Annotated in this window: 13 protein-coding genes; 6 read left to right on the top strand and 7 right to left on the bottom strand. The window is 43.4% G+C overall.

Annotated elements, in window-relative coordinates; translation table 11 throughout:
* The first annotated feature begins 5 nt into the window (after nt 1-5).
* On the top strand, nt 6-650 hold the full coding sequence (locus THICY_RS02335) for an RluA family pseudouridine synthase (protein WP_013835014.1): 645 nt from the start codon (nt 6-8) through the stop codon (nt 648-650).
* Between the two features lie 157 nt (nt 651-807).
* On the top strand, nt 808-1,512 hold the full coding sequence (locus tag THICY_RS02330; protein WP_013835013.1) for an FKBP-type peptidyl-prolyl cis-trans isomerase N-terminal domain-containing protein: 705 nt from the start codon (nt 808-810) through the stop codon (nt 1,510-1,512).
* 199 nt (nt 1,513-1,711) lie between these two features.
* Here the strand turns inward: THICY_RS02330 and htpG are convergent, their stop codons facing one another.
* From htpG to guaB, 5 genes are all read right to left on the bottom strand, one after another.
* Nucleotides 1,712-3,625, bottom strand: coding sequence for a molecular chaperone HtpG (gene htpG / locus THICY_RS02325; RefSeq protein ID WP_013835012.1), 1,914 nt, complete (start codon nt 3,623-3,625; stop codon nt 1,712-1,714).
* A 107-nt stretch (nt 3,626-3,732) separates the two neighbouring features.
* Entirely contained in the window at nt 3,733-4,269 is a 537-nt protein-coding gene (gene tadA, locus THICY_RS02320) for a tRNA adenosine(34) deaminase TadA (protein ID WP_013835011.1), read from the bottom strand.
* Nucleotides 4,250-4,594: a hypothetical protein gene (locus THICY_RS02315; RefSeq protein ID WP_013835010.1), complete on the bottom strand. Its 345-nt coding sequence runs from the start codon at nt 4,592-4,594 to the stop codon at nt 4,250-4,252. Before THICY_RS02315 ends, tadA begins: the two co-directional genes overlap by 20 nt.
* A 39-nt stretch (nt 4,595-4,633) precedes the next feature.
* On the bottom strand, nt 4,634-6,214 hold the full coding sequence (guaA, locus tag THICY_RS02310) for a glutamine-hydrolyzing GMP synthase (protein WP_013835009.1): 1,581 nt from the start codon (nt 6,212-6,214) through the stop codon (nt 4,634-4,636).
* 74 nt (nt 6,215-6,288) lie between these two features.
* Nucleotides 6,289-7,749 (bottom strand): IMP dehydrogenase, encoded by a 1,461-nt coding sequence (gene guaB, locus THICY_RS02305; RefSeq protein WP_013835008.1) that lies wholly within the window; start codon nt 7,747-7,749, stop codon nt 6,289-6,291.
* Between the two features lie 321 nt (nt 7,750-8,070).
* On the opposite strand from guaB, the gene THICY_RS02300 reads away from it, so the two are divergent.
* Nucleotides 8,071-8,391 (top strand): hypothetical protein, encoded by a 321-nt coding sequence (locus THICY_RS02300; RefSeq protein WP_013835007.1) that lies wholly within the window; start codon nt 8,071-8,073, stop codon nt 8,389-8,391.
* Between the two features lie 50 nt (nt 8,392-8,441).
* On the opposite strand, the gene THICY_RS02295 is transcribed toward THICY_RS02300, so the two are convergent.
* Complete coding sequence (locus THICY_RS02295) at nt 8,442-9,110, bottom strand: energy-coupling factor ABC transporter permease (protein ID WP_013835006.1); 669 nt, start codon at nt 9,108-9,110, stop codon at nt 8,442-8,444.
* 64 nt (nt 9,111-9,174) lie between these two features.
* On the opposite strand from THICY_RS02295, the gene THICY_RS02290 reads away from it, so the two are divergent.
* Together THICY_RS02290 and serB are read left to right on the top strand one after the other, a co-directional pair.
* Nucleotides 9,175-9,594 carry an RDD family protein gene (locus THICY_RS02290; protein WP_013835005.1) on the top strand — a complete coding sequence of 140 codons (420 nt, stop codon included), beginning with the start codon at nt 9,175-9,177 and terminating at the stop codon, nt 9,592-9,594.
* Nucleotides 9,595-9,611: 17 nt separating this feature from the next.
* Nucleotides 9,612-10,445: a phosphoserine phosphatase SerB gene (gene serB, locus THICY_RS02285; RefSeq protein WP_013835004.1), complete on the top strand. Its 834-nt coding sequence runs from the start codon at nt 9,612-9,614 to the stop codon at nt 10,443-10,445.
* A 49-nt stretch (nt 10,446-10,494) separates the two neighbouring features.
* Here serB and THICY_RS02280 read toward each other — a convergent pair whose 3' ends face one another.
* Entirely contained in the window at nt 10,495-11,502 is a 1,008-nt protein-coding gene (locus tag THICY_RS02280) for an MBL fold metallo-hydrolase (protein ID WP_013835003.1), read from the bottom strand.
* A 195-nt stretch (nt 11,503-11,697) separates the two neighbouring features.
* Here THICY_RS02280 and exbB point away from each other — a divergent pair, with 195 nt between their 5' ends.
* Entirely contained in the window at nt 11,698-12,150 is a 453-nt protein-coding gene (gene exbB / locus THICY_RS02275; RefSeq protein WP_013835002.1) for a TonB-system energizer ExbB, read from the top strand.

Below are 12,150 nucleotides of genomic sequence, written 5' to 3'. Positions count from 1 at the left end.
TCCCCATGGCTTCAATCGACACTTTTAACGACTGGATTATTTTTGAAGACGAAGATCTACTGGCAATTAACAAACCCAGTGGAGTTTTGTCGGTACCCGGCAAACCACCGAATCCAACCCCCTGTGTTCAAGACTATATTCCAACACCACAAGCAGCCCTGCTGACTATCCACCGCTTAGACATGGATACCTCTGGTATTCTACTAATGGCCAAAAACAAAACAGCACACCGCTTTATGAGCATGGCATTTCAAAACCGTGAAACAACCAAAGGTTATCAAGCCTTGTGCGCGGGCATAATTGGTTCTTGGGAAGGCCAAATCCAATTACCTATGCGCTGTGATTGGGACAATCGGCCACGGCAATGTATTGACTTTGTGCAAGGACGTCACGCACAAACACATTGGCAAGTCATACATCAATTTGACGACTATTTTTCAGTAAAACTTTCTCCCATTACTGGACGCTCTCACCAACTTCGATTGCACATGAAAATGATTGGCCACCCGATTTTAGGTGACACGCTTTACGCCGACCAATCAGCCTTAACAAAAGCCAGTCGTTTATTGTTACATGCCAGCCATTTAGGCTTTATACACCCAACAACGCATCAAAGCATTGCATTAAATAATCCAGCCAGTTTTATATAGCCAGACCCCATATAATGTGCTTTAATTTTGTTCATATGATCATTGACGCAATTAGAAACAAAATTCAATTAATTACATCAGGCCTTGACGGCCCCGCCCGTTAGAGGTGACCATATCCACCAAAATGCCTAGCCATTTAATCCATAAGGAATCGAGTATGCGTTTTAAACAAAAGCTTCTTACCAGTTTTATATTAAGCCTGGGAATCACTGCTAGCGTTAATGCTTCGCAATCAAGTCCCCTAAACTCAACGCTGGAACAAGCTAGTTATGCTGTTGGCGTTGACTTAGCGAACAATCTTCAAATGCAAGGTATTAATCTAGATACCGATGCGTTTCTGCTAGGATTACGGGATAGCCTTACAGCACAAAACCTGAAACTAACGGCAGACGAAATGCAGGCGGCTCTAACTCGCTTTCAAGAGGAATTGGAACTGAGCCGTAACAGTGAACTACAAGCCTTAGCAGAGCAAAACCTAGCCAAAGGCGAGGCTTTTTTAGCTGAAAATGCGCAAAAAGAAGGCGTCGTTACACTACCGAGTGGTGTTCAATATCGCATCATCGAGGAAGGCGAAGGGCCTAACCCAACAACTGAAGACGTCATAATTGCGCACTATCGTGGTGAATTGATTGATGGTACTGAGTTTGACAGTTCTTATAACCGAGGAGTCCCTATTCAATTTGCTCTAGCCAACGTTATTCCTGGCTGGCAAGAAGTTATTCAGCTGATGCAACCAGGTGCAACCTGGCAAGTGTTTATCCCGAGTGACATGGCCTACGGCTTACAAGGTGCTGGCAACATGATAGGACCCAACGAAACACTCATCTTTGAAATTAACTTCATCGTAACAGCGGCTGATTAACGCTAAGCAAAAAAAAACCCAAGTCGGTCAACTTGGGTTTTGCCATAAAGACAATTAAAGCTCTTTAAGAGGAGTTGTTGTAAACAACAGCCTTAATACTACTCAAAAAAATCCTAAATATCAATCTTTACTAATATTACTAACCATTAATTCATTTTTGCGCCACATTTCTGATGCAATACATCAAAACAGTAAATCATTAGGCACTGGCCAATAACTGGTTCACACGTTTAATAAACGCCGCAGGCTCTGCTAAATTATCGCCATCAGCAAGTTGTGCTTGCTCCAAAAGAAACAATGCCCATGGCTCGATAGCCGTTTGATCATCAAGCGTTGCTACTTTCTGTAATAGTGGGTGGCTTGGATTTACCTCTAACACCGGCGCCGTCTTGGGTAGGCTTTGCCCCATCTGCTCCATTAAACGAATCATGTGCGGCGTCATAGCGCCCTCTTGCGCGACAACACAGGCTGGTGAATCGGTTAAACGGTGCGTCACTTTCACGTCGGCCACCTTGTCACCTAAGGCTTGCTGTAGCTTCTCAACCAAACTGGTACGTGCTTGCTGTTCTTCTTCCGTTACAGGCGCTTCTTCATCAGCCAGCTCCGCAATATCACCCTGATTGATTGATTTCAAGGACTTACCCTCAAACTCCGTAAGGTGCGCAACCAGCCATTCATCGATCCGGTCAGATAATAACAGCACCTCGATGCCTTTTTTACGCAAACCTTCCAGATGTGGACTTCCTAGCGCTGCGGCATGACTATCAGCAATCAGATAATAAATCGCCTGCTGGCCATCTTTCATTCGACCCACATAATCGGACAGGCTAACCATTTGCTTCGCATCGCCACTATGTGTAGAGCTAAAGCGCATTAAACCGGCCAACTTCTCCCGATTCGCATAATCTTCAATAATCCCTTCTTTCATGACTTGGCCAAAAGCATCCCAAAAACCCTGATAAACCGTGGAGTCTTCGTCCTTAGCCAACTTCACCAAGTGGTCAAGAATGCGTTTCACCGAGGCCGAACGGATTTTGTCGACGACATGATTACTTTGCAAAATTTCACGAGATACATTTAAGGGCAAATCATTAGAGTCAATCACACCGCGTACAAAACGCAGGTAATTAGGCATTAGATGCTCGGCGTCATCCATAATGAAAACGCGTTTGACATAGAGTTTTAACCCATAGCGACGGTCACGGTCAAAAAGATCAAATGGCGCCTTAGCAGGCACATAAAGCAGTGAGGTATATTCTGACGTTCCTTCTACTTTGTTATGCAATGTGGCCAAAGGCTTCTCAAAATCATGTGACAAGGTTTGATAGAAGTTGGCGTAATCCTCATCACTAATCTCTGACTTTGGCTGGGTCCATAAGGCTGTGGCCTTGTTAATTTGTTTCCAAACCAAGGCTGTTTTAGGGGCTTGCTGTTCCGTTTCTTCAGCATTAGCCGTATCCGCGGATGCGACTGGTTCTTCTTCCAACATTTCGATTGGAAAGCTAATATGATCGGAATAAGTCGTAATAATATTTTTTAAACGATAGGCCGATAAAAATTCATCCATACCGTCCTTAAGCTGTAAAACAATCTCCGTTCCCTTAGTTGGTTTTTCAATGGTCTCTAACGTAAATTCACCATCACCCTTAGATTGCCATTCTACCGCCTGATCCACTGCCAAACCGGCCTTGCGCGTTCTTAGCGTCACTTGATCCGCTACAATAAATGCCGAGTAAAACCCAACACCAAATTGACCAATTAAGTGACTATCCTTCGCTTGATCACCGGTTAACTTTTCTAAAAACTTTTTCGTTCCTGAGTTCGCAATCGTACCGATATTTTCAATGACTTCATCGCGTGTCATACCAGTGCCGTTATCACGGAGTGTTATGGTTTTGGCAGCCTCATCAAATTCTAATTGAATTTTTAGCGCGGACTCTCCTTCGCTAAGCTGATCATCTGACACCATCTCAAAGCGCAACTTATCCAACGCATCGGATGCATTTGATACCAGTTCACGCAGAAAAATTTCTTTATTGCTGTAAAGCGCGTGAATCATTAGCTGAAGTAATTGTTTAACTTCCGTCTGGAAAACATGGGTTTCTTTTTGCATGACTAAAACCTTTTTTAACTGTAAATTGTGGATTTGTTATAAGGGCAGTTATCGATTTTTCAATAGATAAATTAAAAGATTTGAATGAAATAAAAGCCGGTATCAAGCTAAGCCTGCTGTTTTTTAACCAACCTACGCTGTTTAAAGAACGCAGATAATTGCAACGACGCCTGTTCGCCAAGCACGCCCTGAACAACCTCAAATTGATGATTCAAAAACGCACATTGCGCTAGATTGATTTGCGAACCCACCGCACCCGATTTAGGATCACTGGCGCCATAAATCAATCGTGCAATCCGAGCATGAACCAAAGCCGTTGCGCACATTGCGCAAGGCTCCAATGTGACATAAAGCTCTGCGGCAGGTAAGCGGTAGTTTTGCATCACCTGACCCGCCTGCCTAAGCGCCATAATTTCGGCATGCGCCGTAGGGTCATGAAGGGCAATAGACTGGTTGTAACCTACCGAAATACACTGCTGTTTTAACACCACTAGCGCGCCAACAGGCACTTCCCCCTGCTGCTGAGCATAGTCAGCTAAAGCCAGTGCTTTCTGCATCCAAAATTCATCCTGCTCAGGCTGGTCGAGGCCCACTGGGCAGGTTAAGCCGACCAAGTCTTGTCGGTTATCGATGGCGACTTTCATTAGCATCTGTATCAACTAGGGAGTCATTATTAGAGGGGGCCGTATGCGCTTCACCATTCATGTCTCTTAGCAATCTATTCTGCTCAACGATAGCCGCTTTCATCTCACCCAGGTTTTCGTGGATAGCAACAACAACGGTAACAAAACCAATAACCACAATATAAATAACTAAACTTATAAGTGCGTATACCCAAACATAATCACCTAAAAAATGTGTATCAAAAATATCATAGGCAAAAAAGGTGATCCCGATAATAAAAACCAGAACAAAAATATGTAGTAATTTCAATAACGTACCGTATAACTTAGCAATTACTTGATTCATCGCCACCTCCCGTTTAAAAACATAACTTCAACCGAATGGTTATTCCCATTCAATCGTCGCGGGTGGTTTACTCGAAATATCATAGGTGACGCGAGAGATTCGTGGGATTTCATTGATAATCCGATTCGACACTTTTTCTAAAAACTCATAGGGTAGATGCGCCCAACGTGCGGTCATGAAATCAATGGTTTCGACCGCACGTAAACTCACCACATAATCATAACGACGTGCATCGCCGACCACCCCAACAGACTTGACCGGTAAAAACACCGTGAAGGCTTGAGAGGTTTCATCGTACAAATCTGCTTTGCGCAATTCTTCGATAAAAATATGGTCCGCTAAACGCAAAATATCGGCATATTCTTTTTTAACTTCGCCCAAAATTCGTACTCCCAGGCCTGGTCCCGGGAAAGGATGGCGATACACCATATCGGCCGGCAGACCCAACTCAACACCAAGCTTGCGAACTTCATCTTTAAATAACTCACGCAAAGGCTCAAGCAATTTAAGCTCCATATCCTCTGGTAAGCCACCGACATTATGATGCGACTTAATGACTTTGGCCTTGCCAGTTTTAGAACCAGCCGACTCAATAACATCCGGATAAATTGTACCTTGCGCTAACCACTTCACATTCGTCAGCTTTGAGGATTCCTCATCAAACACCTCAATAAAGGTATGACCAATAATTTTGCGTTTCTTTTCGGGGTCCGCTTCACCAACCAGCTTATCCATAAAGCGTTGTTCGGCATCAACACGAATGACCTTTACGCCCATATTTTGCGCAAACATCGCCATAACCTGATCACCTTCTTGATGACGTAATAGACCATGATCAACAAACACACAGGTTAACTGGTCACCAATAGCTTTGTGCAACAAGGCCGCAACCACCGACGAATCGACACCGCCAGACAAACCAAGCAATACGTCATCGCCACCAACCTGCTCGCGAACGCGGGCAATCGAGTCTTCAACAATATTCGCCGTTGTCCAAAGCTTTTCACAACCACAAATCTGCGATACGAAACGTTCTAAAATACGCAAGCCCTGTTTGGTATGGGTTACTTCGGGATGAAACTGAATACCGTAAAACCGCCTAGTTTCATCGGCCATACCAGCAATTGGGCAGCTTTCCGTGCTTGCCATCAATTTAAAGCCATTAGGCACCTGGTCGACACGATCACCATGCGACATCCAAACATCTAATAATCCATGCCCTTCGACATTAACATGATCTTCGATATCACGAAATAAATCGGTATGGCCGCGGGCACGCACCTGCGCGTAGCCATATTCATGCTCATTGGCATGAATCACTTGACCACCCAACTGTTGAGCCATGGTTTGCATACCGTAACAAATACCCAATAACGGCACACCAAGCTCAAATACCAGGCCTGGTGCTTTTGGCGCATCGTCTCCGATAACCGTTTCTGGTCCGCCCGAGAGAATAATGCCCTTAGCCCCAAAGTCCCGAATAAATTGCGCATCAACATCCCAGGGTTCGATTTCACAATAAACCCCAATCTCGCGAATGCGTCGTGCAATGAGTTGGGTGTATTGTGAACCAAAGTCCAAAATTAAAATGCGGTGTTCATGTATTGAGTGCTGAGTCATAGGCGTTCCATATAAAAAAGTAAAGCCGAACCGAGAGGTTATTCGGTCGGCCATAAAAATCAGTAAACAGTTCGTTAGATACGGTAGTTAGGGGCTTCTTTGGTAATCATAACATCATGCACGTGGCTTTCTACCATACCCGCATTTGTCACCCTTACAAACCAAGGCTTTTCATTCATTTCCTTGATATCTTTACACCCGGTATAGCCCATACTCGAACGCACACCACCAACCAACTGGTGAATAATTGGCGACAAAGGTCCTTTGTATGGCACGCGCCCTTCAATGCCCTCAGGCACCAATTTATCTTCGGCATTTGATGATTGAAAATAGCGATCACTGGAGCCTTGCTTTTGAGACATAGCGCCCAAAGAGCCCATGCCGCGATAGGCCTTGTAAGCACGCCCTTGATAGTATTCTACTTCTCCTGGTGACTCTTCTGTGCCAGCGAACATACTGCCTAGCATAATGGCCGAAGCCCCTGCAACAAGCGCCTTAGATACGTCACCCGAGAAGCGAATACCACCATCAGCAATTAATGGCACACCCGTACCATGCAATGCTTTCGCCACATTTGAAATAGCAGAAATTTGCGGCACACCAACGCCCGCCACAATGCGGGTGGTACAAATGGAACCTGGACCGATACCAACCTTGACCGCATCCGCACCGGCCTTAACTAAGTCCAATGCGGCTTCAGCTGTCGCAATATTGCCTCCAATAACATCAACCTCTGGATACATTTGCTTTACCCAGGCCACACGATCCAATACGCCTTGCGAATGACCATGAGCAGTATCAACCACAATAACATCAACACCTGCTTTAATTAGGGCATTAACTCGCTCTTCGGTGTCCGCGCCCGTTCCTACTGCCGCGCCCACACGCAAACGACCATTAGAGTCTTTCGATGCCCAAGGGTGCTCACTCGACTTTAAAATGTCGGTGACGGTAATCATCCCCTTAAGGTCAAACTGATCATTGACGACTAGCACACGCTCTATTCGGTGCTCATGGAGTAAGTCCAATACTTTTTCACGATCAAACTTTTCTGGCACCGTGACCAATTTCTCTTTAGGCGTCATGACACTATGAATTGGCAAACTAAAGTCCGTTAAAAAGCGCAAATCTCGGCCAGTAACCAAACCCACTAAGCGACCCTTATCCATAACTGGGACACTAGAGATATTATTTTCTTCTGTAATTCTCAACACGTCCGCTACGGTTGCAGTAACTTCAACACAGATAGGATCTAAAATAACACCATGCTCATATTTTTTAACTTTGTTAACTTCTGCCGCTTGTTCTGCAATGGTCATATTCTTATGCACAATACCAATCCCGCCTTCTTGCGCCACTGCAATAGCTAAACGCGCTTCTGTAACCGTGTCCATAGCGGCCGACACAAACGGAATATTGAGCGTAATATTTCGGGTTAACTGAGTTTTTAATGACACATCTTTTGGAAGCACCGTAGAGTGGGCTGGTACCAATAACACATCGTCGAAGGTCAACGCTTCTTGTAAAACTCTCACTTTTCACCACCTTATAAATTCTTTATGGGTCGATTAGTTTTTTCATTGCTAAGACGTTTTTAGCATTAATAAGCCATAAAACCTTTTTAATTCATAGCCTTAGCAATAAAAAAACGCAATAAACCCGTGTTTTAGGGTACATATTCGAAATTTTTCGTTTATTATAAAGTTTGACAGCGACGGGGTAAACTGAATAACTTATAGCAAGTTACGAAATTAACAAAAAATGTTGCTTCGTACTTTTGCTTTTTGGTTGATTCCATTACAATCCTAGATGTCGTAGACACATAATAAAAAAGCTCAAAACCTTTGGAGGAGTTCATGAAAAAATTATTAGTTGGTGCAACTGTACTTGCTACCTTAACTTTAGCGGCTTGTAATCACAACCAAGCTATGTCAACAGATGAATATGCTACGCTAGTCGCCGAAGCGCAAGAAAAACAAGCTAAATCACACGAGCTTGGCAATGTTTGGCAACAGCGTAACATGAAGCTGCCTTATGTTGACCACTATCTTGCAGAAGCTGAGAAAGCGCGTCAAGAATCTATTCGCCTAGCACGCGAAGCTGTAAAATCAGCAAACGCGCAAATCGAACAGTCTAAATATGCTGCTGAGTTACGTCCAGGCTGGTACAGAGATTAATCTCTAATTATAAAATGCCAATATTTAAAAGCCAGCATACGCTGGCTTTTTTATTTACCTTTCAAATAATCTACATCACTAAAAGTTGCAACCCATTCCGGCTTCATGATCACCAACGCTGCAATGATAAAGCCATTTAAAAAGGCTTCAGGCGCCGCAACAAGCGGAATAAAAGGAAAGAAGTTATAAGCCAAATAGTCTGCTGTGTAAGCGCCACCAAATAACATAACCAGGCCGGCTAATACCAATGCAACGAGGGCACCAAACCCCGCCGCAAAAAATCCGTTCAAAAACACATACACAAAAAAGTTGCGATCTAAAAAACGATAAGCCAGTTTATAGAACAACCAAGTCAACATAATCGGAACCCAGCCCATAATAAGCGCATTAAGCCCAAACATAGTCCAGCCAGCATCACCATTAAAGGTAACAAATAATAACGCTAACGACATGGCAAGAATGGCAAATTGAGGACCAAACATCAGCGTAAAAACCGTCATCAGTAAAAAATGAAAACTGATTCCAGGGTTAATACTGGCACTTAACTGCCATAACACAACAATAACCAGCACCGCCACCATAAATACGCCTTGAGCACCCATATCCCCTTTTACTTTCGCCCAAGGGGCAGTTAACAAGGCCCAACTCAACATCAGCAAATAGGCCATAGCGCCAAAAATCGCCCAACCCATACCCAATAGACCGTCTGGTAAATTCATTTGCTGTCCTTTATATAAATATTCATATCCGTATAATAACGCTTTTACAAACGGGCTTGGCAAGATGCATAAAACAAAAATTATTTTTGCGCTTTTATACGACCTTCTCTTACTTATGGCTGTATGGTTTTTTGTTGCGATTCCCTTTGTGCTCTGGCAAGGCAATAGCATACAGACTAGCTCGGCCACCCTATTTGCTTTCCAAGTCTATTTACTGGGTACCACCTATATTTACCTGAGCTATTTTTGGTTACAAACCGGACAGACCCCAGGTTTGCGAACCTGGCAGTTACAATTAGTTCGAACCGATGGTTATATTTTGACCCGTCGAGACTCCTATATCAGATTTTTATTCAGCATTATCTCCGTCGCCACATTAGGGCTCGGTTGGCTATGGTTATTTTTTAACAACCGCCATCAAACTTTTCATGACATGATGGCCAATACTCAAATCATCGCGGTAAAGGCCAGTGATGATGATTAAACAACTAGGATAATTTTATGAAGCACACCCTTGTTATTCATCATAACCAGCTTGATCAAGTCCAAAAAGACCAGCTCAGTGCATCAATTGGCGAACCTTTTCCGCATAATAATCATTGGCGCATTATTAGTGAGCAAACGATTAACGCACCAGATTTGGCTGAACTGCGCCATCAACTACAACTGGATATAAACATACTACCGAATGACTTTGAACCGGCAGAGGTAAAATTGGTGATTAGTGATATGGATTCAACCTTGATCAGTATCGAATGTATTGATGAAATTGCTGATATGTTCCATATCAAACCGCAAGTCGCCGCCATTACTGAATCCGCAATGCGCGGTGAATTAAATTTTGAACAGTCACTTACTCAGAGAGTAACGTTATTACGAGGTCTTGACGAAAAAGCATTAGATCGAGTTTACAACGAACGGTTGCAACTTAACCCTGGTGCAGAAACCTGGATCAGCGGCTTAAAAGCACGCGACATTAAATTTGCACTCGTATCCGGTGGTTTTGATTTCTTTACATCCCGCCTAGCCAACCGACTCAATCTTGACTTCAGTCGAGCTAACAAATTGGCTATTGAACAAGGCGTATTAACAGGATCGGTAGTGGGCTCGATTGTGGGTGCCCAGGCCAAAGCCGATTTTCTACATGAGTTATGCCAACATCTCGCTATAACACCCAAACAGGTTATTGCTATTGGAGATGGCGCTAATGATTTACTCATGATGAAAGCCGCAGGTCTGAGCATGGCCTATCACGCTAAACCGACAGTCCAAGCACAAGCCAACTGTGTACTTAACTATATCGGCTTAGATGCCATGCTTGATTTGTTGGCATAAAAAAAGCGGGCAATGCCCGCTTTTTAAAGCCACTCTAATGGCATAGAGCTTAGAATAAATTACGCTCAAACTCTTGGTAAGCTTCACTAACAAAGCGGCCAAAGGTTGTGTCATAACCAGGCCAGTTTTTCGCTTCGTTGACCATAAACGGGTGCTCGTCTAACTTTGGACGGATTTCGAAATCTGACAAACCTTCATCATAGTATTTCTCTACTTCAGAATAGATAACCTCAAAAAACTCGCGCTGCAAACGGGGTAAATCCTTGCCTTCATGATCGCCATGTCCAGGAATAAACACATCGATATCCATCGCTTCCATCTGCTCCATAGCTTTAATCGTACCTAAGAAAGTACCATCGGAAATGTTCGCAACCCGCTTCATTGCCATATCACCAATAAATAGGGTTTTTTCTTCAACGACTTCAACGGCTAGATCCGAATCCGTGTGCACATGCCCCATAAAATGGATTTTAATGGTGGTATCACCCATCTTAATCGTCTCACCACCTTCAAAAGTTTTATTGGGTGGTGTGACAACGGTGCCAGCGGTAGCGTTGTTCGTATTTCGACTCATAAATCCAGTCCATACCACACCCGCTCCCGCTTTAACTTGCTCGATAACATTTGGGTGCGAGTAGATTTCGACATCTGGATAAGCTTCGACAAAGGCATGATTACCTAACCAATGATCACCATGAATATGGGTATTAATAATTTTTGTAACAGGCTTATCTGTAACCGTTTTAATTTGACGGATTAACATCTCACCAATTTGAACGGAACCACCGGTATCAACGACCAAAACACCCTCTGAAGTAACCACAAAGCCAGGGTTACTAAAAAAACCCAAGTTATCAGGGCTTGGCTCTGGATCGGTCGCTAGGAAATAATAACAACGCGAATTGACCTTAGTAATTGGAATATCATGCATATCCGGCCCGCGCAATTCCCAATCATCAGCAGCATACAATGGCTTTAAAACCGATAAACTTGCTAAACCTGCTCCCAAACCTAAAGCCGACTTAAATAAATCACGACGCTTCATATTGCTCTTCATTACATGTCCTCTTTTTGGTGTTTTTATAAACGATTAACTCTCTAAGTTTACCCTAGTTAAATCAAAAACCAAACTAGATTTAGCTTAGTAAACAGTGTGATAACAGCCAATAATCATTTTCATTATCATTGACACTCATTGATTTTATCTTCATACTTAATCGCATTTAAACCCTTAAATAATTAGTCACTTGTCATGCAAAACATCCAACTTTACCTAGACCTGATATTCTTTACGATTCTTGGCGCCATGATGTTTATTGCGCTCTGGATCACCTTTGAACGCTTATTTTTATTTAAACGAATTGATGTCAAAAGCTACCAACATATTGAACTGCTCAACATCGATATCACCAAAAACCTAACGACCCTCTCTACCATTGGTGCTAACGCCCCCTATGTCGGCTTATTGGGAACCGTTATTGGTATTTTGATTACTTTTTACGAAATTGGGATGAATGATAGTCTAGAAACGGCCGTTATTATGACGGGCTTAGCCCTGGCATTGAAGCTAACCGCTGCCGGTATCGCTGTGGCTATTCCAGCGCTGATGTTTTATAACGGACTGTTGCGCAAGGTTGAAGAACTGCAAGCCAAATACCGCGTTTATCAAGACTTATCAACCAAAGCTGAGGTGATAAAGGATTAA

The sequence above is a fragment of the Thiomicrospira cyclica ALM1 genome (assembly GCF_000214825.1).
In the GTDB taxonomy this organism is placed as follows: Bacteria; Pseudomonadota; Gammaproteobacteria; order Thiomicrospirales; family Thiomicrospiraceae; genus Thiomicrospira; species Thiomicrospira cyclica.
Note: the sequence above shows the minus strand (reverse complement) of the source record. Positions and strands in the feature narration are given on the sequence as shown.

Coding starts and splice junctions, on each gene's coding strand:
- THICY_RS02335 (WP_013835014.1), top strand. CDS start 6: ATGGCTTCAATCGACACTTTTAACGACTGGATTATTTTTGAAGACGAA.
- serB (WP_013835004.1), top strand. CDS start 9,612: ATGAAGCACACCCTTGTTATTCATCATAACCAGCTTGATCAAGTCCAA.
- guaA (WP_013835009.1), bottom strand. CDS start 6,214: ATGACTCAGCACTCAATACATGAACACCGCATTTTAATTTTGGACTTT.
- THICY_RS02295 (WP_013835006.1), bottom strand. CDS start 9,110: ATGAATTTACCAGACGGTCTATTGGGTATGGGTTGGGCGATTTTTGGC.
- exbB (WP_013835002.1), top strand. CDS start 11,698: ATGCAAAACATCCAACTTTACCTAGACCTGATATTCTTTACGATTCTT.
- THICY_RS02315 (WP_013835010.1), bottom strand. CDS start 4,594: ATGAATCAAGTAATTGCTAAGTTATACGGTACGTTATTGAAATTACTA.
- tadA (WP_013835011.1), bottom strand. CDS start 4,269: ATGAAAGTCGCCATCGATAACCGACAAGACTTGGTCGGCTTAACCTGC.
- THICY_RS02280 (WP_013835003.1), bottom strand. CDS start 11,502: ATGAAGAGCAATATGAAGCGTCGTGATTTATTTAAGTCGGCTTTAGGT.
- THICY_RS02290 (WP_013835005.1), top strand. CDS start 9,175: ATGCATAAAACAAAAATTATTTTTGCGCTTTTATACGACCTTCTCTTA.
- htpG (WP_013835012.1), bottom strand. CDS start 3,625: ATGCAAAAAGAAACCCATGTTTTCCAGACGGAAGTTAAACAATTACTT.
- THICY_RS02300 (WP_013835007.1), top strand. CDS start 8,071: ATGAAAAAATTATTAGTTGGTGCAACTGTACTTGCTACCTTAACTTTA.
- THICY_RS02330 (WP_013835013.1), top strand. CDS start 808: ATGCGTTTTAAACAAAAGCTTCTTACCAGTTTTATATTAAGCCTGGGA.